The 25,992-nt window shown below is 42.4% G+C and carries 23 protein-coding genes; all 23 read left to right on the forward strand.

What is annotated here, in order from left to right:
- Window positions 1-30: 30 nt before the first annotated feature.
- The 23 genes from flhA to rulR all read left to right on the forward strand — a co-directional run bounded on the left by flhA (window position 31) and on the right by rulR (window position 25,992).
- A complete protein-coding gene (gene flhA, locus CDO84_RS07840; RefSeq protein WP_014663981.1) occupies window positions 31-2,064 on the forward strand; it encodes a flagellar biosynthesis protein FlhA in 2,034 nt (677 codons plus the stop codon).
- Window positions 2,064-3,161 carry a flagellar biosynthesis GTPase FlhF gene (flhF, locus tag CDO84_RS07845; protein WP_040083168.1) on the forward strand — a complete coding sequence of 366 codons (1,098 nt, stop codon included), beginning with the start codon at window positions 2,064-2,066 and terminating at the stop codon, window positions 3,159-3,161. The genes flhA and flhF overlap by 1 nt, the downstream gene beginning before the upstream one ends.
- A complete protein-coding gene (gene flhG, locus CDO84_RS07850) occupies window positions 3,152-4,048 on the forward strand; it encodes a flagellum location/number ATPase FlhG (RefSeq protein WP_082033009.1) in 897 nt (298 codons plus the stop codon). The genes flhF and flhG overlap by 10 nt, the downstream gene beginning before the upstream one ends.
- 1 nt (window position 4,049) lies before the next feature.
- Complete coding sequence (gene cheB, locus CDO84_RS07855) at window positions 4,050-5,120, forward strand: protein-glutamate O-methylesterase CheB (RefSeq protein ID WP_040083166.1); 1,071 nt, start codon at window positions 4,050-4,052, stop codon at window positions 5,118-5,120.
- A gap of 5 nt (window positions 5,121-5,125) precedes the next feature.
- Entirely contained in the window at window positions 5,126-7,141 is a 2,016-nt protein-coding gene (cheA, locus tag CDO84_RS07860) for a chemotaxis protein CheA (RefSeq protein WP_040083165.1), read from the forward strand.
- A 21-nt stretch (window positions 7,142-7,162) separates the two neighbouring features.
- Window positions 7,163-7,633: a chemotaxis protein CheW gene (gene cheW, locus CDO84_RS07865; protein ID WP_003231938.1), complete on the forward strand. Its 471-nt coding sequence runs from the start codon at window positions 7,163-7,165 to the stop codon at window positions 7,631-7,633.
- 18 nt (window positions 7,634-7,651) lie between these two features.
- Complete coding sequence (cheC, locus tag CDO84_RS07870) at window positions 7,652-8,281, forward strand: CheY-P phosphatase CheC (protein WP_003231935.1); 630 nt, start codon at window positions 7,652-7,654, stop codon at window positions 8,279-8,281.
- Window positions 8,278-8,778 (forward strand): chemoreceptor glutamine deamidase CheD, encoded by a 501-nt coding sequence (gene cheD / locus CDO84_RS07875; protein WP_014476818.1) that lies wholly within the window; start codon window positions 8,278-8,280, stop codon window positions 8,776-8,778. Before cheC ends, cheD begins: the two co-directional genes overlap by 4 nt.
- A gap of 22 nt (window positions 8,779-8,800) precedes the next feature.
- Complete coding sequence (gene sigD / locus CDO84_RS07880) at window positions 8,801-9,565, forward strand: RNA polymerase sigma-28 factor SigD (RefSeq protein WP_003220911.1); 765 nt, start codon at window positions 8,801-8,803, stop codon at window positions 9,563-9,565.
- A 28-nt stretch (window positions 9,566-9,593) separates the two neighbouring features.
- Window positions 9,594-10,097 carry a hypothetical protein gene (locus CDO84_RS07885; protein WP_040083164.1) on the forward strand — a complete coding sequence of 168 codons (504 nt, stop codon included), beginning with the start codon at window positions 9,594-9,596 and terminating at the stop codon, window positions 10,095-10,097.
- Window positions 10,098-10,240: 143 nt separating this feature from the next.
- Complete coding sequence (gene rpsB, locus CDO84_RS07890) at window positions 10,241-10,981, forward strand: 30S ribosomal protein S2 (protein WP_003220918.1); 741 nt, start codon at window positions 10,241-10,243, stop codon at window positions 10,979-10,981.
- A gap of 101 nt (window positions 10,982-11,082) precedes the next feature.
- Window positions 11,083-11,964, forward strand: a complete 882-nt coding sequence (tsf, locus tag CDO84_RS07895; protein ID WP_014663986.1) for a translation elongation factor Ts — start codon at window positions 11,083-11,085, stop codon at window positions 11,962-11,964.
- Between the two features lie 145 nt (window positions 11,965-12,109).
- Window positions 12,110-12,832: a UMP kinase gene (gene pyrH, locus CDO84_RS07900; RefSeq protein WP_003220923.1), complete on the forward strand. Its 723-nt coding sequence runs from the start codon at window positions 12,110-12,112 to the stop codon at window positions 12,830-12,832.
- A 1-nt stretch (window position 12,833) separates the two neighbouring features.
- On the forward strand, window positions 12,834-13,391 hold the full coding sequence (frr, locus tag CDO84_RS07905) for a ribosome recycling factor (protein ID WP_003231927.1): 558 nt from the start codon (window positions 12,834-12,836) through the stop codon (window positions 13,389-13,391).
- 130 nt (window positions 13,392-13,521) lie between these two features.
- Window positions 13,522-14,304 (forward strand): undecaprenyl pyrophosphate synthase, encoded by a 783-nt coding sequence (locus CDO84_RS07910; protein ID WP_040083163.1) that lies wholly within the window; start codon window positions 13,522-13,524, stop codon window positions 14,302-14,304.
- 3 nt (window positions 14,305-14,307) lie between these two features.
- Window positions 14,308-15,117 carry a phosphatidate cytidylyltransferase gene (gene cdsA / locus CDO84_RS07915; RefSeq protein ID WP_082033008.1) on the forward strand — a complete coding sequence of 270 codons (810 nt, stop codon included), beginning with the start codon at window positions 14,308-14,310 and terminating at the stop codon, window positions 15,115-15,117.
- Between the two features lie 61 nt (window positions 15,118-15,178).
- The gene (gene dxr / locus CDO84_RS07920; RefSeq protein ID WP_014663990.1) at window positions 15,179-16,330 is read left to right on the forward strand and encodes a 1-deoxy-D-xylulose-5-phosphate reductoisomerase; all 1,152 of its coding nucleotides are present in this window, start codon (window positions 15,179-15,181) and stop codon (window positions 16,328-16,330) included.
- Window positions 16,331-16,336: 6 nt separating this feature from the next.
- Window positions 16,337-17,605: an RIP metalloprotease RseP gene (rseP, locus tag CDO84_RS07925; protein ID WP_082033007.1), complete on the forward strand. Its 1,269-nt coding sequence runs from the start codon at window positions 16,337-16,339 to the stop codon at window positions 17,603-17,605.
- Window positions 17,606-17,637: 32 nt separating this feature from the next.
- Window positions 17,638-19,332 carry a proline--tRNA ligase gene (gene proS / locus CDO84_RS07930; protein ID WP_040083160.1) on the forward strand — a complete coding sequence of 565 codons (1,695 nt, stop codon included), beginning with the start codon at window positions 17,638-17,640 and terminating at the stop codon, window positions 19,330-19,332.
- A 108-nt stretch (window positions 19,333-19,440) separates the two neighbouring features.
- Window positions 19,441-23,754 (forward strand): PolC-type DNA polymerase III, encoded by a 4,314-nt coding sequence (locus CDO84_RS07935; protein WP_040083159.1) that lies wholly within the window; start codon window positions 19,441-19,443, stop codon window positions 23,752-23,754.
- A gap of 328 nt (window positions 23,755-24,082) precedes the next feature.
- Window positions 24,083-24,553 carry a ribosome maturation factor RimP gene (gene rimP / locus CDO84_RS07940; RefSeq protein WP_014663994.1) on the forward strand — a complete coding sequence of 157 codons (471 nt, stop codon included), beginning with the start codon at window positions 24,083-24,085 and terminating at the stop codon, window positions 24,551-24,553.
- 34 nt (window positions 24,554-24,587) lie between these two features.
- Window positions 24,588-25,703, forward strand: coding sequence for a transcription termination factor NusA (gene nusA / locus CDO84_RS07945; RefSeq protein ID WP_014663995.1), 1,116 nt, complete (start codon window positions 24,588-24,590; stop codon window positions 25,701-25,703).
- Between the two features lie 13 nt (window positions 25,704-25,716).
- The gene (rulR, locus tag CDO84_RS07950) at window positions 25,717-25,992 is read left to right on the forward strand and encodes an RNase P modulator RnpM (protein ID WP_014663996.1); all 276 of its coding nucleotides are present in this window, start codon (window positions 25,717-25,719) and stop codon (window positions 25,990-25,992) included.

Raw genomic sequence — 25,992 nt, forward strand, 5'->3', positions numbered from 1 at the left:
TTTTCGATTTAAAAGGAGAGAAAAAACAGCATGTCAACAAGAGATTTATCCGTTTTAATAAGTGTTGTCCTCATTGTGGCGATGCTGGTGATTCCATTTCCTCCATGGCTGTTAAGTATTTTGATCATTATTAATATTTCTCTTGCGTTGATCGTGCTTCTCACCACAATGAATATGCAGGAAGCTCTTCAGTTTTCGATTTTTCCGTCACTGCTGCTGCTTTTAACCCTATTTCGTTTGGGCTTGAATGTCTCAACTACCCGTTCAATTCTTTCACACGGTGAGGGAGGGAAAGTCGTCGAGACATTCGGGAATTTCGTTGTCGGTGGAAATGTATTAGTTGGACTCGTTGTATTTATCATCTTGATTATTATTCAGTTCATCGTCATTACAAAAGGTGCTGAACGTGTTTCTGAGGTTGCAGCAAGGTTTACGCTGGACGCAATGCCCGGGAAGCAGATGAGTATTGATGCTGATTTAAACGCAGGGATGATTACCGAACAGGAAGCGAAGCATCGCCGCGAAAAAGTGGCAAGAGAAGCAGACTTTTATGGAGCAATGGACGGTGCCAGTAAATTTGTAAAAGGTGACGCCATTGCCGGAATCATCATTGTGATGATCAATATTATTTTCGGAATCGTGATCGGAATGCTTCAGCAGGGCATGTCCATTCAAGAGGCCGCTTCACACTTTACGATGCTGACTGTAGGGGATGGAATTGTTTCGCAAATCCCGGCACTGTTAATTTCTACAGCTACGGGTATTGTGGTTACAAGAGCTGCCTCTGAAGGAAACTTAGGGCATGACATTACAGGCCAGCTGTTTGCGTATCCAAAGCTTTTATACGTCGCCGCAGCTACGATCATGCTTTTAGGTATTTTCACTCCGATCGGCATTTTTCTGACGGGGCCGCTTGCGGGGTTGCTTGCTTTTGGCGCTTATACGCTATCTAAATCTGGTAAGGAAAAAGAAGAAGTGGATGAGATTCTTGAGGAAGAGGCTGAGGTTGACGAGCTTAAAAGTCCTGAAAGCGTTGTTCAGCTACTGCATATAGATCCGATAGAATTTGAATTTGGCTATGGACTGATACCGCTTGCTGATGCCAATCAAGGCGGTGATTTATTAGACCGAATTGTTATGATACGCCGTCAGTTGGCTTTGGAACTCGGGCTGGTCATTCCTGTCGTGCGGATCAGAGATAATATAGCGTTGCAGCCTAATGAATACCGATTGAAAATTAAAGGAAACGAAGTAGCAAAAGGTGAGCTGTTGCTTGATCATTATTTAGCAATGTCGCCTACACCTGAAGACGATCTGATTGAAGGGATAGAAACAGTGGAACCTTCATTCGGACTGCCGGCCAAATGGATTAGCGAAGCGGTAAAGGATGAAGCCGACATGCTTGGTTATACAGTAGTTGATCCTGCATCAGTCGTTTCAACGCATATTACGGAGAAAATAAAGCAGCATGCTCACGAATTGATCGGAAGGCAGGAGACAAAGCAGCTGATTGATCACTTGAAAGAATCGTATCCAGTCCTGGTTGAAGAGGTTACGCCAAATCCATTGTCTGTCGGTGATATTCAGAAGGTGCTTGCTAAGCTTTTAAAAGAAAAGGTTTCAATTCGAAACTTAGTAACGATCTTTGAAACACTTGCTGACTATGGGAAATTAACAACAGATTCTGATCTTTTGACAGAGTATACAAGACAAGCACTTGCTAAACAAATTACAGCCCAATTTGCCAAAGATAATGAAGTGTTGAAAGTTGTTACTTGCTCGGGCCGGGTAGAGAAGGCTATAGCAGACGGTGTGCAGCAAACGGAACACGGAAATTATTTATCGCTCGAACCAGATATTTCAGAAAGCATAGTGCGTTCTGTCGCTAAAGAAGCTGAACAGCTGTCATTACGTCAGGAAACCGCGATTCTTCTATGCTCGCCGCCTGTCAGAATGTATGTGAAACAGCTTCTGGAACGATACTTCCCTGATCTTCCGGTACTCTCTTATAACGAACTTGAGGCGAATGTTGAGGTACAAAGCATTGGAGTGGTGGATATTTAATGAAAATAAAAAAATTTACTGCTGCTTCAATGCAAGAAGCGGCACTTCTCATCAGAAAAGAATTGGGCAATGAAGCGGTCATATTAAATTCGAAAAAAATTAAAAAGCGAAAATGGTTTGGCCTCATCAACAAGCCTGCTGTTGAAGTGATCGCCGTATTGGATCAGGACTTTCTTGAGAAAAAAACGCCTCAGAAGGCAACTGAACCGAAACAAACATTCAAAACTCCGGTCAGCAGTCCGAAAATAGAGGAGAGGACATCCCCTCAAATTCCGGTGCAACAGGAGCAAGGTGATTTTTCAGCATATCAATCTGTACTTCCTGAGCCACTGCGAAAAGCAGAGAAGCTTTTGCAAGAAACGGGAATTAAAGAGTCAACGAAAACGAGCACTCTGAAAAAATTGCTTCGCTTCTCTGTGGAAGCAGGCGGCCTTAATGAAGAAAATGTGGTCGGCAAACTTCAGGAATTACTATGCGATACGCTGCCTTCAGCAGACAAGTGGCAGGAACCAATCCATTCAAAGTATATCGTTCTCTTTGGTTCAACAGGGGCTGGTAAAACAACTACACTAGCTAAACTCGCAGCCATATCTATGCTTGAAAAACAGAAAAAAATCGCTTTTATTACTACAGATACGTATCGAATTGCAGCTGTTGAACAGTTGAAAACATACGCTGAGCTGCTGCAGGCTCCTCTGGAAGTTTGTTATACAAAAGAAGAATTTGAGCAGGCGAAGGAGTTATTTTCTGAGTATGATCATGTGTTTGTTGATACAGCAGGAAGAAACTTCAAGGACCAGCAATACATTGATGAACTGAAAGAAACGATTCCTTTTGAGAGCAGCATTCAGTCATTTCTTGTTTTATCCGCGACTGCAAAATATGAAGATATGAAACATATTGTCAAACGGTTTTCATCCGTCCCTGTCAATCAGTTTATTTTTACGAAAATAGATGAAACGACTTCCTTAGGTTCTGTGTTTAATATACTGGCAGAATCAAAAATAGGTGTCGGATTTATGACAAACGGCCAGAATGTGCCTGAGGATATACAGACTGTATCTCCACTTGATTTTGTAAGGATGCTGTGCAGATGAACCGATATGACCAAGCAGCAACTTTACGGGCGAAAATGGAAAAGCGTCAGCGCGTTCTGCCAATGGTTTATTCACAAAAAGCGAAGACACTTGCTGTCATCAGCGGCAAGGGCGGTGTCGGAAAATCTAATATTACCTTAAATATGGCACTTGCGTTGCAGGATAAAGGTAAAAAGGTGCTTCTCATCGACCTTGATATTGGGATGGGGAACATTGATATATTAATGGGAAATTCATCGTCTGCCACGATAATCGATGTTTTAACCGATCAGAAGCCGTTGTTACAGTCATTATCCGTTGGCCCAAAGGGTTTGCGGTATATATCAGGTGGAACCGGCCTGGATGTGATGTTTCAACTGGATCAGAGAAAATGGACGTTTTTTGCCAATGAACTTTCTCATGCATTAAGCCAGTTCGATTATGTGCTGTTTGACATGGGAGCAGGATTATCAAAAGATCAACTGCCCTTTATTTTATCAGCAGAAGATATTTTGATCATAACAACTCCCGAGCCGACGGCCATCATGGACGCATACAGTGCTGTCAAGCACTTGGTTTTGACAGGAAATAAGCTTTCGATGAAGGTGGCTGTCAATCGGTGCCGTGACCAAAAAGAAGGGCTTGACGCTTTTGCCCGCCTTTCTCGCACAATTCAAATGTTTTTGGATGTTCAGGTTCAGTTTGCCGGTTCCGTTTCTGACGATGTGATCGTGAGCAAAGCGGTTGTCGAACAGGTTCCTTTTTTCATAAAAAGCCCTCAGGCAAAAGCCAGCCGGTCAGTCCGCCTTTTAGCGGACGCCTTGTTTGAAAGAGAAGAAACGAGACACAAAGAAGACAAACAGACATTTATTGAGAAGTTATCTTCTTTTTTAATGAGGAGGGCTTAATTTGATTCGTGTGCTTGTAGTTGATGATTCAGCTTTCATGAGAAAAATGATAAGTGATTTTCTGACCGAGGAAAAGCAGATAGAAGTAATCGGAACTGCCAGAAACGGAGAAGAAGCGCTTAAGAAGATTGATTTATTAAAACCGGATGTTATTACTCTTGATGTTGAAATGCCGGTCATGAATGGAACAGATACGCTTCGCAAAATTATTGAGATTTATAACTTGCCGGTCATCATGGTATCGAGCCAGACCGAAAAAGGTAAAGAGTGCACAATTAATTGTTTGGAGATCGGTGCCTTTGACTTTATCACAAAGCCATCAGGCTCAATATCTTTAGATTTGTACAAAATTAAAGAACAATTAGTTGAGCGTGTCGTCGCGGCTGGACTTTCCGGCAAGCGGAACCGTCCTGTTTCCCAAACGGTTCGGCCCGAACCTATTGTGCGAGCTGTTAAGCCTGAATTGAGCAAACCGAAATCAGGCACAGGCAGACAAATTGTGTGTATCGGCACATCAACTGGCGGTCCAAGGGCGTTACAAAAGGTGATACCGAAGCTTCCTAAGGACTTGAACGCACCAGTGGTTGTCGTTCAGCACATGCCTGAAGGATTTACTGCTTCTTTGGCTGATCGGCTGAATCATTTATCTGACATTCAGGTGAAAGAAGCAAAAGATGGTGAAGCAGCTCTTAACGGCTGTGTTTACATAGCACCGGGCGGAAAAAACATTTCCGTTATTAAAAGCAGCGGAGGACTCCAGATTGTGCTTGATAATCTCGATACCCCGAGCCGTCATAAACCATCTGCTGATTATTTATTCCGTTCTGTCGGTAAACTGACAGATTATGAAAAAGTAGCGGTTATTATGACCGGAATGGGCAGTGACGGCACTGCAGGGCTAAAGGACATGCTAACAGCCGGCAATGTGAAAGCCATTGCGGAGTCTGAAGAATCTTGTGTCGTTTACGGGATGCCAAAAGCTGCTGTTAAAGCGGGTCTCATTCATGAGATTAAACATGTAGAAGATATCGCAGCATCCATCACAAGCTGTGTGAAAAAAGAGAGGGTGTGATTCAAATGGATATGAATCAGTATTTAGATGTCTTTATTGATGAGAGTAAAGAACATTTACAAACATGTAATGAAAAGCTTCTCCTTTTAGAGAAAGACCCGACTGACCTTCAGCTCGTACATGATATATTCAGGGCTGCCCATACATTAAAAGGAATGAGCGCAACGATGGGCTACACGGATTTAGCGCATCTTACCCACCTGCTTGAAAACGTGCTGGATGCAATCCGAAACGGAGACATGGCAGTTACCTCAGAATGGCTGGATATTTTGTTTGAAGCTCTGGATCACCTGGAAGCTATGGTTCAGTCTATTATTGATGGCGGGGATGGTAAAAGAGATATCTCAGAAGTGAGTGCCAAGCTTGATGTAAATGGTGCACACACTGAATCTGCTGCATCCGCGGAACCTGCAGAAGCACCGAGTTCAGCATCTGATTGGGAATATGATGAATTTGAACGTACAGTTATACAAGAAGCGGAGGAGCAAGGATTCAAACGATATGAAATCAAGATTTCTCTGAACGAAAACTGTATGTTAAAAGCAGTTCGTGTCTATATGGTGTTTGAAAAACTAAATGAAGTCGGAGAAGTAGCCAAAACAATTCCAAGTGCTGAAGTGCTTGAAACAGAAGATTTTGGAACTGACTTTCAAGTTTGTTTCTTAACACATCAATCAGCAGAAGACATTGAACAATTAATCAATGGCGTGTCGGAAATTGAGCATGTTGAAGTCAGTCAAGGGGTTCCTTTAACATCAGCTGAAAAGCCTGAGGAATCTAAGCCTGTAGACTCGCCGGCAGCTGTACCTGCGAAGCAGGAAAAACAAAAACAGCCTGCTAAAAACGATGAACAGGCGAAGCACTCAGCCGGCGGATCCAAAACAATTCGTGTCAACATTGACAGGCTTGATTCTTTAATGAACTTATTTGAAGAGCTTGTCATTGACCGCGGACGTCTTGAGCAGATTGCGAAAGAGCTTGAGCACAATGAACTGACTGAAACGGTTGAACGGATGACGAGAATTTCCGGAGATTTGCAATCGATTATTCTGAATATGAGAATGGTCCCGGTTGAAACCGTTTTTAACAGATTCCCGAGAATGATTCGCCAGCTTCAGAAAGAGCTGAATAAAAAAATTGAACTCTCGATCATCGGCGCGGAAACTGAGCTGGATCGTACAGTGATTGATGAAATCGGAGATCCTCTCGTTCATTTGATCAGAAACAGCATTGACCATGGTATCGAGGCGCCGGAAACGCGTTTGCAAAAGGGAAAACCGGAATCAGGAAAAGTTGTGCTTAAAGCTTATCACAGCGGTAACCATGTCTTTATCGAAGTAGAAGATGACGGTGCAGGCCTTAATCGCAAGAAAATCATGGAAAAAGCGCTTGAGCGCGGGGTCATAACGGAAAAAGAAGCTGAAACCTTAGAAGACAACGAAATTTACGAATTGATTTTTGCTCCGGGGTTCTCAACCGCTGACCAAATTTCTGATATCTCTGGCCGCGGCGTCGGACTTGACGTTGTAAAAAACAAACTGGAGTCTCTAGGCGGTTCAGTCAGTGTGAAATCAGCCGAAGGTCAGGGCTCTCTATTCAGTATACAGCTGCCGCTTACCTTATCTATTATTTCAGTCCTGCTGATTAAGTTGGAAGAAGAGACATTTGCCATTCCGATTTCTTCAATCATTGAAACAGCAGTCATTGACAGAAAAGACATTTTGCAAACGCATGACCGTGAAGTGATTGACTTTAGAGGACACATTGTCCCTGTCGTTTATTTAAAAGAAGAGTTTAAAATAGAAGATACAAGAAAAGATGCGGAACAGCTCCATATCATTGTCGTGAAAAAAGGCGACAAACCTACTGCATTTGTGGTGGACTCCTTTATTGGCCAGCAGGAAGTTGTGCTTAAATCACTCGGAGATTATTTAACAAACGTCTTTGCAATTTCCGGAGCTACTATTTTAGGAGACGGAGAAGTAGCGCTCATTATTGATTGTAATGCACTGATTATTTAACCATTCGAGGAGGTGTCTCACATGACTGCAGAAATTAAAACAGGCGAAAAAATGATTGTCTTTATGGTAAATGGAAAAGAATATGCCATTTCCGTCACTCAGGTGAAATCAATTGAAAAATGGCAAAAGCCAACGAGGGTACCTGGCGTCGAACCATATATTTGCGGGGTAATCAATTTGCGCGGGGTGGTGACTCCGGTTATTGATTTAAGAAAGCGCCTGAATTTGCCAGAGTATGAAATTACCGATGAAACACGAATTATCATTATTGCTTATCGTGATATTGAAGTCGGCTGGATTGTGGATGAAGCGAATGATGTGATAACCGTACACGAAAGTGAAATAGAATCCGCTCCAGAAGGCGTTCAGAAAGATACGGATGTGTCGATCGAACAGATTGTGAAACAAGAGAACAGACTCTTAAATATTATTGATGCGAACGCGGTTTTGGATAAAGAATCATCTCAGTCCGCTGTGCCCGATCAAGCTTAATCTTAAAGGGGTTATGACATGAGTATTTTTAATGGAATCAAAGAAGAGCAGATGGACATTTTGCGGGAAGTCGGCAATATAGGCGCCGGCCACTCCGCCTCTGCAATGGCCCAGCTGTTAAATAGAAAGATAGATATGGAAGTCCCATTTGCAAAGCTGCTGTCTTTTGATGAGCTTGTCGATTTTTTCGGCGGTGCTGATGTCCCGGTTGCCAGCATCTTTTTAAGAATGGAAGGCGATTTAACGGGTTCGATGTTCTTTATAATGCCTTTTTTTCAGGCGGAGCAATTTATCAGAGAGCTGATTGGAAACCCTGATTTTGATATAGAGGACTTAGGTGAAGATCATATGAGCTCATCCGCTTTGCATGAACTGGGCAATATTTTAGCGGGATCATATTTAACAGCTTTGGCAGATTTGACTAAACTCCAGCTTTATCCAAGTGTTCCTGAAGTTTCATTGGACATGTTCGGAGCTGTGATCAGCGAAGGGCTGATGGAACTCAGTCAGGTTGGAGAACACGCCATTGTGGTCGACACGTCAATTTTTGACCAGAGCCATCAGCAAGAGCTGAAAGCGCATATGTTTATGCTGCCGGACTATGATTCATTTGAAAAGCTCTTTGTCGCTTTAGGTGCATCATTATGAGTACAACTGAGGCTGTTGTTATAAAGGTTGGGATTGCTGATGTGAAGATCGCCCGCTTCCCGGATACCATTCGGACCTCTGGTTTAGGATCATGTGTGGGGCTGGTGCTTTATGATAAAGAAAAGCAAACGGCGGGTCTTGTTCATGTCATGCTGCCGGATTCGACGTTATCGAAAACTGCAGAGCTCAACCGGGCTAAGTACGCTGACACTGCCGTAAAGACCACGATTGATATGCTGATAGAAGCGGGATGTAGGAAATTTGCATTAAAAGCAAAGCTGGCCGGCGGATCAGAGATGTTTAAATTTAAATCGACAAATGATTTGATGAAGATCGGACCGAGAAATGTATTAGCGATAAAAGAACAGCTGTCTTTATTTAATATTCCTATTATTAGTGAAGATACGGGCGGCTCAAGCGGCCGGACGATAGAATTTGAACCGAAGTCCTGCATGCTGCATATTCGAACTGTTAAACAAGGTGAAAAAACGATTTAATTAAGGTATTAGGGGGATAACAATGCAATCCTTGAATTATGAAGATCAGGTGCTTTGGACGCGCTGGAAAGAGTGGAAAGATCCTAAAGCCGGTGACGACTTAATGCGCCGTTACATGCCGCTTGTCACATATCATGTAGGCAGAATTTCTGTCGGACTGCCGAAATCAGTGCATAAAGACGATCTAATGAGCCTTGGTATGCTTGGTTTATATGATGCCCTTGAAAAATTTGACCCTAGCCGGGACTTAAAATTTGATACCTACGCCTCGTTTAGAATTCGCGGCGCAATCATAGACGGGCTTCGTAAAGAAGATTGGCTGCCCAGAACCTCACGCGAAAAAACAAAGAAGGTTGAAGCAGCAATCGAAAAGCTTGAACAGCGTTATCTTCGGAATGTATCGCCCGCGGAAATTGCAGAGGAACTCGGAATGACGGTACAGGATGTAGTGTCAACAATGAATGAAGGTTTTTTTGCAAATCTGCTGTCAATTGATGAAAAGCTCCATGATCAAGATGACGGGGAAAACATACAAGTCATGATCAGAGATGACAAAAATGTTCCGCCTGAAGAAAAGATTATGAAGGATGAACTGATTGCACAGCTTGCTGAAAAAATTCACGAACTCTCTGAAAAAGAACAGCTGGTTGTCAGTTTGTTCTACAAAGAAGAGCTGACACTGACAGAAATCGGACAAGTATTAAATCTTTCTACGTCCCGCATATCACAGATCCATTCAAAGGCATTATTTAAACTAAAGAATCTGCTGGAAAAAGTGATTCAATAATGAATTTCATGGTTAGCGAGTGAAAAACATGTCAACACTATTATGGCTTTTAAGCTTTACGCTCCACGGCGTTCTTCTGTACGCTGTCATTATCCTGTATACGAGGCTCGCTGCAGTGAAAGAAACAGAAAAACAGCAAAAGCAGATACTTGAAGAGACGGAAAACACCTTGGCCGCCTTTCTTCTTGAATTAAAAGAAGAAAATGAGAAACTGATAGAAAACGCCGCTCCATCTTCAAGTGAATCTGACGCAGAATCTCAAAAGACAGATCTTCAGCACTTTGAAAAACATCCAGAGCGGGATGAAGTTCAAGAAATAGAGAACCTTCCTGAACATATTGAAGGTCTGATTACTGAGGTTGACCGTCGGGAAGAGATCGTAAACAGTGATGTCCCATCATTTGAAGACCAGGTCATAGAATTATATGAACAGGGGTATTCGGCAAGTCAAATTGCTCAGAAACTGAAGAGCGGAAAGACAGAAATCGAGCTATTTTTAAAATTTCGCTCCAAAGGTGTAAAGGATTCTTGATTGTCGGATAAAGCTGTGTTATATTATGTCTTGGTGTTAAATACACACGCTTAACGATTTATGCAGAGGGTGCTGCAGGCGGCAGTTCTGCACAAAAATGACCTAAGCGGAGGAAAAAAACCATTATATTAGGAGGAAATAACATGTCAGTCATTTCTATGAAGCAATTGCTTGAAGCTGGTGTTCACTTCGGTCACCAAACACGCCGTTGGAACCCAAAAATGAAGCGTTACATTTTCACGGAGCGTAACGGAATCTACATCATAGACCTTCAAAAAACAGTCAAAAAAGTAGAGGAAGCTTACAACTTCACTAAAAATCTTGCTGCTGAAGGCGGAAAAATCCTTTTCGTCGGAACAAAAAAACAAGCTCAAGATTCTGTTAAAGAAGAAGCTCAACGCTCTGGCATGTACTATGTCAACCAACGCTGGTTGGGCGGTACATTAACAAACTTTGAAACAATCCAAAAACGTATTAAACGTCTTAAAGACATTGAAAAAATGCAAGAAAACGGTACGTTTGATGTACTTCCTAAAAAAGAAGTCGTTCAATTGAAAAAAGAATTAGAGCGTCTTGAAAAATTCCTAGGCGGAATTAAAGATATGAAGGATCTTCCTGATGCATTATTCATCATCGATCCTCGCAAAGAGCGCATCGCTGTTGCGGAAGCTCGCAAATTAAACATCCCTATCATCGGTATCGTAGATACTAACTGTGATCCAGATGAAATCGATGTTGTAATCCCAGCGAACGATGACGCTATCCGCGCTGTTAAACTTCTAACTTCTAAAATGGCAGATGCAATCTTAGAAGCGAAGCAAGGCGAAGAAGAAGCGGAAGTTGCTGAAGAAACTGCACCAGAAACAGAAACAACAACTGCGTAACCTATTCAAAAGGTGATAAGAGGGACTGCCTTTTATCACCTTTTTTCAAGAAAAATGTGTAATATACATACTCTTGTTTAAACATATAAGGAGGAATACAAATGGCAATTACTGCACAGCAAGTAAAAGAACTGCGTGAAAAAACTGGCGCGGGCATGATGGATTGTAAAAAAGCGTTGACTGAAACTGACGGAGATATGGACAAAGCAATTGACCTTTTAAGAGAAAAAGGGATTGCAAAAGCAGCGAAAAAAGCTGACCGTATCGCCGCAGAAGGTTCTACTCTTATTAAAACTGACGGCAACAAAGGTGTTATCCTAGAAGTAAACTCTGAAACTGACTTTGTTGCGAAAAACGAAGGATTCAAAGAGCTTCTTAACACTTTAGCTGACCACCTTCTTGCAAATGCACCTGCAGATGTTGAAGAAGCAATGGGTCAAAAAATGGAAAATGGCTCTACTGTTGAAGAGTACATCACAAGCGCAGTTGCTAAAATCGGTGAGAAAATCACTCTTCGCCGCTTTACAGTTCTTACAAAAGACGACAGCTCTGCATTCGGTGCTTACCTTCACATGGGCGGCCGCATCGGTGTATTAACTGTTCTTAACGGTACAACTGACGAAGAAATTGCGAAAGATATCGCAATGCACGTTGCTGCGGTTAACCCTCGTTACATTTCTCGTGATCAAGTTTCTGAAGAAGAAGCTAACCATGAGCGTCAAATCCTAACTCAGCAAGCCCTTCAAGAAGGCAAACCTGAAAACATCGTAGCGAAAATGGTTGAAGGCCGTCTGAACAAATTCTTCGAAGAAATTTGTCTTTTAGACCAAGCGTTCGTTAAAAACCCAGATGAAAAAGTGAAACAAGTTGTTGCAGCGAAAAACGCAACTGTTCAAACTTATGTCCGCTACGAAGTTGGAGAAGGCATCGAAAAACGTCAAGAAAACTTTGCTGAAGAAGTAATGAACCAAGTGAAAAAATAATGGCGAAAAGATTTCGCGGCCAAGTCGCGACTTTTCAGGCAGTATAGGGGACACAATTTGTGTTCCCTATTTTTAAAACTATATTTACAAACCTTTTTTTCTCTTGCATAATAGAAAACGGCAATGTTTACACTTGGAGGTTATCATGGAAAAACCAAAATACAAACGTATCGTATTAAAGCTTAGCGGGGAAGCATTGGCAGGAGAACAGGGAAACGGAATTAACCCAACTGTCATTCAATCCATTGCAAAGCAAGTGAAAGAAATCGCTGAGCTTGAAGTCGAAGTGGCTGTTGTAGTAGGCGGCGGCAACCTATGGCGCGGAAAAACAGGAAGTGACCTGGGCATGGACCGTGCAACTGCTGACTATATGGGGATGCTGGCGACAGTTATGAATTCGCTTGCTCTTCAAGACAGCTTGGAAACACTCGGAATCCAGTCCAGAGTGCAAACATCCATTGAAATGAGACAAGTTGCTGAACCGTACATAAGAAGAAAAGCGATACGCCACTTAGAGAAAAAACGTGTCGTTATTTTCGCTGCGGGCACAGGAAACCCATATTTCTCAACTGATACAACAGCTGCACTGCGGGCTGCTGAAATTGAGGCAGACGTTATTTTGATGGCTAAAAATAATGTTGACGGTGTGTATAATGCTGATCCTAGAAAAGATGAATCAGCTGTTAAGTATGAATCACTTTCTTATCTTGACGTTCTTAAAGACGGCCTGGAAGTCATGGATTCAACAGCATCATCTTTATGCATGGATAATGACATTCCGCTTATCGTCTTTTCTATTATGGAAGAAGGAAATATCAAACGTGCCGTTATCGGTGAATCAATCGGAACGATCGTGAGGGGGAAATAACGTGTCAAAAGAAGTATTAACTCAAACAAAAGAAAAAATGGAAAAAGCAATTGCTGCTTATCAGCGCGAATTGGCTACTGTACGCGCAGGCCGTGCAAATCCATCTTTATTAGATAAAGTAACGGTTGAATATTACGGGGCACAGACACCTTTAAATCAGTTGTCTTCTATTAATGTGCCTGAAGCTCGTATGCTTGTTATCACGCCATACGACAAAACAGCAATCGGCGATATCGAAAAAGCGATTTTAAAAGCTGATTTAGGTCTTACACCGACAAGTGACGGCAATATGATTCGAATTGCAATTCCGGCACTAACGGAAGAGAGACGGAAAGAATTAGTGAAAGTTGTAAAAAAATATGCTGAAGAAGCAAAAGTAGCTGTCCGTAACGTTCGTCGTGATGCTAACGATGATCTCAAAAAACTTGAGAAAAACGGAGACATTACTGAGGATGAATTGCGTGCTTCCACTGAAGACGTTCAAAAACTGACAGATGAATATGTGTCAAAAATTGACAGTGTCACAAAAGACAAAGAAAAAGAAATCATGGAAGTTTAATGAAAAACTATGTACAATAGATAATAGTGAAAAGACCCTCTCATGTTTACAGGGGGTTTTTTTGTTAATACTGTTGATTACATTGATAATCAGCAGGGAATGTAACCTTTTTGGGTGACGGAGGAATCTCATGCTCAACATACTCAAAAATTGGAAGAATCAGCAAACTGCGGCTTCCAACTTAGAACGTTATACAAAAGAAGACATACTTAAGGGAGAAATTCCCGAACACATCGCCATTATCATGGATGGAAATGGCCGTTGGGCTAAAAAACGCTCTCTTCCCAGAATTGCAGGCCACCATGAAGGGATGAAGGTGGTAAAAAGGACAACGAAGCTCGCAAACGAATTAGGTGTCAAAGTGCTGACTTTGTATGCATTTTCAACAGAAAACTGGAAAAGACCGAAAATGGAAGTCGATTTTTTAATGAAGCTTCCGGAAGAATTTTTGAATACGTATCTTCCAGAGCTTGTTGAGGAAAATGTACAGGTTCGGATCATTGGGGATGAAACAGCTTTGCCGGCGCATACATTGCGTGCGATTGAAAAGGCTGTTCAGGATACGGCGCAAAATGATGGAATGATCCTTAATTTTGCCCTTAACTATGGAGGCCGTACTGAAATTGTCACTGCTGCAAAATCACTCGCGGAAAAAGTGAAGGAAGGCTCTTTGAATATTGAAGACATTGATGAATCGCTTTTTTCTACTTATTTAATGACTGAATCTTTGCAGGATCCTGAACTTTTAATTCGAACGAGCGGCGAGATAAGACTGAGTAACTTTATGCTATGGCAGGTGGCCTACAGTGAATTTGTCTTTACTGACGTCTTGTGGCCTGATTTCAAAGAAGATCACTTCTTACAGGCGTTAGGAGAGTTTCAGCAGAGAGGCCGGAGGTTTGGCGGAATTTAGAGGATGGTGGACATGAAACAAAGAATTTTGACAGGTGTTCTGGCAGCAATTGTATTTTTATTTTTGGTTATTGTCGGGAAATTGCCGTTCACCATATTAATTTATGCTATGGGCAGTGTGGCGCTTTTTGAACTTTTACGGATGAAAAAGCTGAAGATGATTTCACTGCCGGGTTTGATCGGTCTTTTATTATTGTGGATGTTCTTATTGCCAAGCCAGTATTCGTTTTTCGAAGCTGACGGAATTTCCAAAATGGAAATCGCTTTGTTTGCGGTATTGCTATTGCTGACTTACACAGTGTTGGTCAAGAACACCTTTACTTTTGATGAAGTCGGATTTATTACGCTTGCCGCAATCTACATCGGAATGTGTTTTCATTATTTTATCGAAATTAGAAATCTTGACCAATACGGATTAACATACATTTTTTATGCATGTGTTGTCATTTGGTCCACTGATTCCGGTGCATATTTTGTCGGTAAAGCGCTTGGGAAGCGAAAACTGTGGCCTGAAATCAGTCCGAATAAAACAGTGGAGGGTTTTGTAGGCGGAATTGTCATCGCACTTGTATTGGCGACGATTTTTCAGCTTGTGGCACAACTTCCGATCCCGTATATCTATTTGCTGTTGATCACGCTGTTTTTGTCTGTTTTCGGACAACTTGGAGATTTAGTGGAATCCGCCTTGAAAAGACATTACGATGTAAAGGATTCTGGGAATATTCTTCCCGGGCATGGCGGTATATTAGACCGTTTTGACAGTTTCTTGTTTGTCATGCCTTTCTTGTACTTTCTGCTTGCCCTTTTTTCATAAAAAAGTCTAATATGAATATGAGACTGATCATGCAGCAATAAGAATAGGAGTAGTGGCAACTTTGAAAAATATTTGTCTTTTAGGAGCAACAGGATCAATCGGCGAACAGACTCTTGACGTACTGCGTGCGCATCAAGATCAATTTCAGCTGGTATCTATGTCGTTTGGCAGAAATATTGATAAGGCCGTTCCGATGATTGAGGCCTTTCAGCCGAAATTTGTCTCTGTCGGTGATCTGGATACATATCATAAACTAAAACAAATGTCTTTTTCTTTTGAATGCCAAATCGGGCTGGGAGAAGAAGGACTGATAGAAGCAGCAGCAATGGAGGAGGTTGACATTGTTGTCAATGCTTTGCTCGGCAGCGTTGGCCTAATCCCGACATTAAAGGCGATTGAACAGAAAAAAACAATTGCGCTTGCAAATAAGGAAACTCTTGTCACTGCAGGGCATATAGTAAAAGAACATGCTAAGAAATATGATGTTCCGCTGCTGCCTGTTGACAGTGAGCATTCAGCCATTTTTCAAGCCCTCCAAGGCGAACAGGCCAAAAACATTGAACGCCTCATCATTACGGCATCAGGCGGAAGCTTTCGGGACAAGACGCGGGAGGAGCTCGAATCAGTAACTGTTGAGGATGCATTAAAACATCCGAATTGGTCAATGGGTGCAAAAATTACAATTGATTCGGCTACAATGATGAATAAGGGATTAGAGGTGATCGAGGCACATTGGCTGTTCGATATACCTTATGAACAAATTGATGTGGTTTTACATAAGGAGAGCATCATCCATTCAATGGTTGAGTTTCATGATAAAAGTGTGATCGCGCAGCTTGGAACTCCGGATATGAGAGTCCCAATTCAATATGCGCTCACATATCCTGACCGGTTGCCATTACCAGATGCGAAAAGGCTTGAATTATGGGAAATCGGCAGCCTTCATTTTGAGAAAGCTGATTTTGACAGGTTCCGATGCTTACAATTTGCATTTGAATCAGGTAAAATAGGAGGAACAATGCCGACAGTGCTTAATGCGGCAAATGAAGTAGCTGTCGCTGCCTTTTTAGCCGGCAAGATACCGTTTTTGGCTATTGAAGACTGTATCGAAAAGGCACTAACCCGCCATCAATTACTGAAAAAACCGAGCCTGGCGGACATTCAAGAAGTGGACAAAGATACCCGGGGATACGTCAATTCAATACTCACATAAGGTGGTATGTTCGTGAATACAGTTATAGCGTTTATCATTATTTTCGGAACGCTCGTTTTCTTCCATGAACTGGGCCATTTATTGCTAGCCCAAAGAGCGGGAATTCTCTGCCGTGAATTTGCGATCGGCTTCGGTCCAAAGATTTTTTCTTTCAAAAAAAATGAAACAGTTTATACGATCAGGCTGCTTCCGGTCGGCGGATTTGTTCGTATGGCCGGCGAAGATCCGGAAATGATTGAGGTGAAACCCGGTTACACGGTTGGGCTTCTGTTTAATAAAGAAGATCAAGTTGAGAAAGTCATCATCAATCAAAAGGAAAAATATCCGGATGCTTTAGTCATTGAAGTGGAAACAGCGGATTTAGAGCATGACATGAAGATTACCGGTTATGAACAAGGGAAAGAGGACGAACTTTCCAGCTTTACGGTCAGCGAAACATCCTTTTTCATTGTAGACGGAGAAGAAGTGCAGATTGCGCCGTATAATCGCCAATTTGGTTCCAAACCTGTGTGGAAGCGGATCAAAGCCATTGCTGCAGGACCGATTATGAACTTTATTTTAGCTTACGTCATTTTAGTGATGCTTGGGCTGATTCAAGGTGTACCGTCAAATGAGCCTATGCTCGGACAGCTGACAGACAATGGACGGGCGGCCGAAGCAGGGCTAAAAGAAGGGGATTACATCCAAAGCATCAACGGAGAAAAAATGAGGTCTTGGACTGACATTGTCTCCGCTGTAAAAGAAAACCCGGAAAAAGAAATGGACGTTGCAGTAAAAAGAGAAAACAAAACGCTTCATATTTCAGTGACTCCGGAAGCTGTTAAAGATGAGAATAAAAAAACAATCGGACGTTTCGGCTCCTATGCGCCGACTGAAAAAGGCGTTCTTTCAGCGGTGGCTTATGGCGCGACATCAACCGTTGATGTCACCAAAGCCATTTTAACCAACCTGAGCAAATTAGTAACAGGCCAATTTAAACTTGATATGCTGTCAGGTCCTGTCGGCATATATGACATGACAGACCAAGTGGCGAAAACAGGGATAGTGAACTTATTTCAGTTTGCTGCGTTTTTAAGCATTAACCTTGGGATTGTCAACTTGCTTCCGATTCCGGCACTTGACGGGGGAAGACTGTTATTTCTATTTATTGAAGCGATTCGGGGCAAACCGATTAACAGGGAAAAAGAAGCATTTGTTGTGTTTATCGGAGTAGCTTTCTTAATGCTTCTTATGCTGGTCGTCACATGGAACGATATCCAGCGGCTGTTTTTGTAAACGAAAAGTAAATCAATCAGAGGTGCGAAGAAATGAGACAAAGCTTGACGCTTATTCCTACGCTCCGTGAAGTTCCAGCTGATGCCGAAGCAAAAAGTCATCAGCTTCTTCTGAGAGCAGGATTTATCAGACAGAATACGAGCGGGGTATACAGCTATATGCCTCTTGCGTATAAGGTGATTCAAAACATTCAGCAGATTGTTCGAGAGGAAATGGAGAAAATTGATGCCGTAGAAATGCTCATGCCCGCATTGCAGCAGGCTGAGACATGGCAGGAATCAGGCAGATGGTATACGTATGGTCCCGAACTGATGAGACTAAAAGACCGTCATGGCCGTGAATTTGCTTTAGGGGCAACGCATGAAGAGGTTATCACTTCGCTTGTTCGCGATGAGGTTAAATCTTATAAGCGTCTCCCTCTGACTCTGTATCAAATTCAGTCTAAGTTCAGAGATGAAAAACGTCCTCGCTTCGGTTTGTTAAGAGGCCGCGAATTTATTATGAAGGATGCGTACTCATTCCATGCATCTGCAGAGAGCCTGGATGAAACGTATCAAAAAATGTATGAGGCTTATTCAAATATTTTTGCCCGCTGCGGCATTAATGTAAGACCTGTTATTGCTGATTCAGGCGCAATGGGAGGAAAGGATACGCACGAATTTATGGCGCTTTCTGCGATCGGAGAGGATACGATTGCGTATTCTGATGAATCACAGTACGCGGCTAATATCGAAATGGCTGAAGTTCTTTACCAGGAAGTCCCTTCAAATGAAGAACCTAAAGCTCTAGAGAAGGTTCATACGCCTAACGTGAAAACAATTGAAGAACTGACTGCGTTCCTACAGGTTTCTGCTGAAGCATGCATTAAGTCAGTATTGTTTAAAGCCGATGACCGTTTTGTCCTAGTGCTTGTTAGAGGGGACCATGAAGTGAACGATATTAAAGTGAAAAACTTGCTTCATGCAGAGGTTGTAGAGCTTGCCACACATGAAGAGGTCATTCAGCAGCTCGGAACAGAACCAGGGTTTGTAGGCCCTATCGGTATTCATCAGGATGTGGAAGTATATGCCGATCAAGCTGTGAAGACAATGGTCAATGCTGTTGCCGGAGCAAATGAAGGAGATCATCATTATCAAAATGTCAATGTGAATCGTGACGCGCAAATTAAAGAATTTGCTGATCTTCGTTTTATTAAAGAAGGTGATCCTTCACCAGACGGCAAGGGAACGATCCGTTTTGCTGAGGGGATCGAGGTCGGACAAGTCTTTAAGCTCGGAACACGCTATTCAGAAGCGATGAATGCGACATATTTAGATGAAAATGGACGCGCGCAGCCAATGATGATGGGCTGTTACGGAATCGGTGTGTCAAGAACGCTTTCTGCTATTGCTGAACAGCATCACGATGAAAAAGGCTTAATATGGCCAAAAAGCGTTGCACCGTACGATCTTCATATTCTTGCTTTGAACATGAAAAACGATGGGCAAAGAGAGCTTGCTGAAAAGCTGTATGCCGATTTAAAAGCTGAAGGCTATGAAGTGCTCTATGACGACCGTGCTGAGCGTGCCGGCGTAAAATTCGCTGATTCAGATCTCATCGGCCTTCCAATTCGCATCACTGTTGGAAAACGGGCTGACGAAGGCATTGTCGAAGTGAAAATCCGCCAAACAGGTGAGTCAACTGAGATTTCAGTAGACGAATTATCCGCATTTATCAGCAAGCAGTAATCACCATAACGATTTATCAAAAAACATGTTAAAATAGAAATAATAGAAGGTACCTCATTGCCTGAGGTACCTTCACTTATGATGTTTTTAGGGAGGGATACTGTCTTAATGGAACAGTTATCAGTAAACAGAAGGCAGTTTCAAATTCTTCTGCAGCAGATTAATATGACAGATGATACCTTCATGACATACTTTGAAGATGGCGAGATTAAAAAGCTGACAATACACAAAGCTTCTAAGTCTTGGCATTTTCATTTTCAATTTAAATCTTTGCTGCCTTTTCAAATATATGACACATTAACAACGAGGCTGACGCAATCGTTTGCCCACATAGCAAAAGTGACATCTTCAATTGAAGTTCAGGATAACGAGGTCAGTGAAAGTATTGTTCAAGACTACTGGTCACGCTGCATTGAAGAACTGCAGGGCATTTCGCCGCCAATTATCAGTCTTTTAAACCAGCAAAAACCGAAGCTGAAGGGCAATAAACTGATTGTCAAAACCAAAACGGATACAGAAGCGGCTGCGCTAAAGAACAAATACAGTTCCATGATTCAAGCAGGCTACCGTCAATTTGGCTTTCCGGATCTTCAGCTTGATGCTGAAATATTTGTATCCGAGCAGGAAGTTCAAAAGTTTCGGGAGCAAAAGCTTGCAGAAGACCAAGAGCGGGCTATGCAGGCCTTGATTGAAATGGAGAAGAAAGATAAAGAAAGTGATGAAGACCAAGCTCCATCTGGTCCTCTAGTCATCGGTTATCAGATTAAAGATAACGAGGAAATCCGGACACTTGACAGCATCATGGACGAGGAACGGAGAATTACGGTCCAAGGTTATGTGTTTGAAGTGGAGACGCGCGAGCTGAAAAGCGGGCGCACGCTGTGCATCTTTAAAATTACAGACTATACAAATAGTATTTTAATCAAAATGTTTGCACGTGAAAAAGAAGATGCGGCACTGATGAAGTCTCTGAAAAAAGGAATGTGGGTAAAAGCACGCGGAAGCATTCAAAATGATACATTTGTCAGAGATCTTGTCATGATCGCAAATGACGTAAACGAAATAAAAGCAAAAACCCGTGAAGATTCAGCACCTGAAGGAGAAAAAAGAGTGGAATTGCATCTGCATTCCCCAATGAGCCAAATGGATGCTGTTACGGGTATCGGAAAGCTTGTCGAACAAGCGAAAAAATGGGGGCATGAGGCCATCGCTTTGACCGACCATGCTGTCGTTCAATCCTTCCCTGATGCGTATTCTGCGGCCAAAAAGCATGGAATTAAAATGATTTACGGGATGGAAGCGAATCTCGTGGATGATGGCGTGCCAATTGCTTATAATGCCGCACATCGTCTGCTCGAAGAAGAAACATATGTTGTTTTTGACGTTGAGACGACAGGATTGTCTGCTGTATACGATACCATTATTGAGCTGGCTGCAGTAAAAGTAAAAGGCGGAGAAATTATTGATAAATTTGAGGCGTTCGCGAACCCGCATCGTCCGCTTTCCGCCACAATCATAGAGCTGACAGGGATCACTGATGATATGCTACAAGACGCTCCGGATGTCGTAGATGTCATAAGAGATTTCAGAGAATGGATTGGCCATGATATCCTTGTCGCTCATAATGCAAGCTTTGATATGGGATTCTTAAATGTAGCCTATAAAAAGCTTCTTGAAGTCGATAAAGCGAAAAACCCAGTCATTGATACGCTTGAACTTGGACGTTTTCTCTATCCGGAATTTAAGAACCACCGGTTGAACACGCTTTGTAAAAAGTTCGATATCGAACTCACACAGCACCACCGTGCGATCTATGATACTGAGGCAACCGCTTATTTGCTTCTGAAAATGCTGAAGGACGCAGCTGAAAAAGGCATTCAGTACCATGATGAGCTGAATGAAAATATGGGTCAGTCCAATGCTTATCAAAGATCAAGACCGTATCACGCCACATTGCTTGCTGTGAACAGCACGGGACTCAAAAATTTATTTAAGCTCGTGTCACTTTCTCATATTCATTATTTTTACAGAGTGCCCCGTATTCCGAGGTCTCAGCTTGAGAAATACAGGGAAGGGCTTCTGATCGGTTCAGCCTGTGACAGGGGAGAGGTTTTTGAGGGAATGATGCAAAAATCGCCTGAAGAGGTGGAAGACATCGCGTCATTCTATGATTATCTTGAGGTTCAGCCGCCTGAAGTGTACCGTCACTTGCTGGAGCTTGAACTGGTCCGCGATGAAAAAGCGCTGAAAGAAATTATTGCGAATATCACCAAACTGGGGGAAAAGCTTAATAAACCGGTTGTTGCTACGGGAAATGTTCATTACTTGAATGATGAGGATAAAATCTACAGAAAGATTTTAATATCCTCACAAGGCGGGGCAAATCCGCTGAACAGGCACGAGCTGCCAAAAGTGCATTTCAGAACGACAGACGAAATGCTTGAAGCTTTTTCTTTCTTAGGCGAAGAAAAAGCGAAGGAAATTGTAGTCACCAATACCCAAAAGGTTGCTTCTTTAGTTGATGACATCAAGCCGATTAAAGATGATTTATATACGCCGAAAATCGAAGGCGCCGATGAAGAGATCAGAGAAATGAGCTATCAGCGTGCAAGAAGCATTTACGGGGAAGAGCTGCCTGAAATTGTCGAAGCACGGATTGAAAAAGAATTAAAGAGTATCATTGGCCACGGCTTTGCTGTTATTTACTTGATCTCTCACAAACTTGTAAAACGTTCACTAGATGACGGGTATCTCGTTGGTTCCCGTGGTTCCGTAGGATCTTCATTAGTTGCGACACTTACTGAGATTACCGAGGTAAACCCGCTGCCGCCGCACTATGTTTGTCCTGAGTGCCAGCATTCTGAGTTCTTTAATGACGGTTCTGTCGGTTCTGGTTTTGACCTGCCTGACAAAACATGTCCTCATTGCGGAACACCTTTGAAAAAAGACGGCCATGATATTCCATTTGAAACATTCTTAGGATTTAAAGGGGACAAAGTACCTGATATCGATTTGAACTTCTCGGGAGAATATCAGCCGCAGGCACACAATTACACAAAAGTGCTGTTCGGAGAAGACAATGTATATCGTGCGGGTACAATAGGCACGGTGGCAGAAAAAACAGCCTACGGTTATGTAAAAGGCTATGCCGGAGACAATGATCTTCATATGCGCGGTGCCGAAATAGATAGGCTCGTACAGGGATGCACAGGTGTAAAACGTACAACTGGACAGCATCCCGGCGGTATTATCGTAGTTCCGGATTATATGGATATTTATGATTTTTCACCGATTCAGTTCCCGGCAGATGCCACAGGTTCAGAGTGGAAAACGACTCATTTTGATTTCCACTCCATCCATGACAACCTGTTAAAACTGGATATTCTCGGACACGATGATCCGACTGTCATTCGGATGCTTCAAGACTTAAGCGGAATAGATCCAAAAACAATTCCGACGGATGATCCTGAAGTGATGAAGATCTTCCAGGGAACCGAATCACTCGGTGTGACGGAAGAACAGATTGGCTGTAAAACGGGCACGCTTGGAATTCCTGAATTCGGAACCCGATTTGTCCGGCAGATGCTTGAAGATACAAAGCCGACAACTTTTTCAGAGCTCGTTCAGATTTCAGGCTTGTCTCACGGAACTGATGTATGGCTAGGCAATGCGCAGGAACTCATCCACAATAATATTTGTGAGCTGAGTGAGGTTATCGGCTGCCGTGATGACATTATGGTGTATTTAATCTATCAAGGCCTTGAGCCGTCCCTTGCCTTTAAAATCATGGAATTTGTGCGTAAAGGAAAAGGATTAACGCCTGAATGGGAAGAAGAAATGAAAAATAACAATGTCCCAGACTGGTATATTGATTCTTGTAAAAAGATTAAATACATGTTCCCGAAAGCCCACGCCGCGGCATATGTATTAATGGCAGTCCGCATTGCTTACTTTAAAGTGCACCATGCTCTTTTATATTATGCGGCTTATTTTACCGTTCGTGCAGACGACTTTGATATCGATACAATGATCAAGGGCTCTACAGCAATCAGAGCGGTTATGGAGGATATAAACGCTAAAGGACTTGATGCTTCACCGAAGGAAAAGAACCTTCTGACTGTTTTAGAATTAGCGCTTGAGATGTGTGAGAGAGGCTATTCATTCCAAAAAGTCGATTTATATCGCTCCAGCGCTACAGAGTTTATTATTGACGGCAACAGTCTTATCCCGCCGTTTAACTCTATCCCTGGATTAGGAACGAACGCTGCTTTGAACATTGTAAAAGCTCGTGAAGAAGGCGAATTCCTCTCAAAAGAAGATTTGCAAAAGAGAGGGAAAGTATCAAAAACGATTTTGGAGTATTTAGATCGCCATGGCTGTCTGGAATCACTGCCTGATCAAAACCAATTGTCACTGTTTTAACATAGAAGCAGAATTTCTCGGAAATTCTGCTTCTATGCATACATATGCGCAAAAAGTGTCATCGTATTATTAGAGTTTCTGTCACTTGCTTAGGTATGAAGGTAAGCGTATATCCATTTGCAATAAAAATATGGTTATGGTATAGTTTTATTGGAAATGCTAACGATTACCGAGGCAAAGAGTGGGGAAACCCGCTCTTTTGTATTGAACAAGAGAATTTTGTCTCGACATGTTCATCGTTTACTTTTTAGCCCCTGCTCTTTTGAAGCAGGGTTTTTATGCAGAGTGACGAGACGAATATGAGATCGACAGCACAAGGAGGAAGAACATGAGCAAAAAAGTGACTGACACCGTTCAAGAAATGGCTCAGCCAATCGTAGACAGCCTTCAGCTGGAACTCGTTGACATTGAATTTGTCAAAGAGGGCCAAAGCTGGTTCCTTCGCGTGTTTATTGATTCCGATGACGGTGTGGATATTGAGGAATGTGCCAAAGTAAGCGAAGCTTTAAGCGAAAAGCTTGATGAGGCAGACCCAATTAGCCAAAATTACTTTCTTGAAGTCTCATCTCCAGGAGCTGAGCGTCCGCTAAAGAAAAAAGCCGATTTCGAAAAATCACTTGGAAAAAATGTATACATTAAGACGTACGAGCCTATTGAAGGCGTAAAAGTGTTTGAAGGTGAACTGGCTGAATTTGATGGACAAACAGTGACAGTTGAGATCACGATCAAAACAAGAAAGAAACGGGTCAATATTCCGTATGAAAAGATAGCTAATGCAAGATTAGCTGTTACATTCTAATGAATACAAATGTTTTAAGGGGGGAGACCGTTAAATGAGCAGTGAATTATTAGATGCTCTCACGATTCTTGAAAAAGAAAAAGGCATCAGTAAAGAAATTATCATTGAAGCAATCGAAGCTGCGTTAATTTCTGCTTATAAGCGGAATTTTAATCAAGCGCAAAATGTACGGGTGGATCTAAACCGTGAAACTGGCTCCATCCGTGTATTTGCAAGAAAAGATGTCGTTGACGAAGTATACGACCAGAGATTAGAGATCTCTATCGAAGAAGCGCAGGGCATCCATCCGGAATATATGGTCGGCGATGTCGTCGAAATCGAAGTAACTCCTAAGGATTTCGGGCGCATAGCTGCTCAAACAGCAAAGCAGGTCGTCACACAGCGTGTGCGCGAAGCTGAGCGCGGTGTGATTTATTCTGAATTTATCGACCGTGAAGAAGACATCATGACAGGTATCGTCCAGCGTCTGGACAATAAATTTATCTACGTGTCTTTAGGCAAAATAGAAGCCTTGCTTCCGGTTAATGAGCAAATGCCGAATGAAAGCTACAAGCCTCATGACCGCATTAAGGTATTTATCACAAAAGTAGAAAAAACAACGAAGGGCCCGCAGATCTACGTGTCGAGAACACATCCAGGCCTGTTAAAGCGTTTGTTTGAAATTGAAGTGCCTGAAATTTATGATGGAACTGTCGAGCTAAAATCTGTTGCCAGAGAAGCCGGCGACCGTTCAAAAATTTCTGTCCGCACAGATGATCCTGATGTGGATCCTGTCGGTTCATGCGTAGGCCCTAAAGGCCAGCGTGTGCAAGCAATCGTCAATGAATTAAAAGGTGAAAAAATTGACATTGTCAACTGGTCCAGTGATCCTGTAGAATTTGTCGCGAATGCGCTCAGCCCTTCCAAAGTGCTTGATGTCATCGTTAATGAAGAAGAAAAAGCGACAACTGTTATTGTTCCTGATTACCAGCTGTCTTTGGCGATTGGCAAAAGAGGACAAAACGCACGCTTAGCTGCTAAACTGACAGGCTGGAAGATTGATATTAAGAGCGAAACAGACGCAAGAGAACTTGGAATCTATCCGAGAGAACTTGAAGAAGACGATGAGCCGCTCTTTACAGAGCCTGAAACTGCTGAATCGGATGAATAAGAGGTGACTTTAGGTGAATAAACACAAAAAGATCCCATTACGCAAATGTGTAGTGACTGGTGAAATGAAGCCTAAAAAGGAACTGATCCGAGTTGTACGGTCGAAAGAAGGCGATATCTCAGTAGACCCGACCGGCAAAAAGAACGGGCGGGGTGCTTATTTAACGCTGGATAAAGAGTGCATCTTAGCAGCAAAAAAGAAAAACACTTTGCAAAATCAATTTCAATCACAAATCGATGACCAGATTTTCGATGAATTGCTGGAACTGGCGGAAAAGGTGAAAAAATAA

Source organism: Bacillus sp. MD-5, from assembly GCF_002201875.1.
Taxonomy (GTDB): Bacteria; Bacillota; Bacilli; order Bacillales; family Bacillaceae; genus Bacillus; species Bacillus stercoris.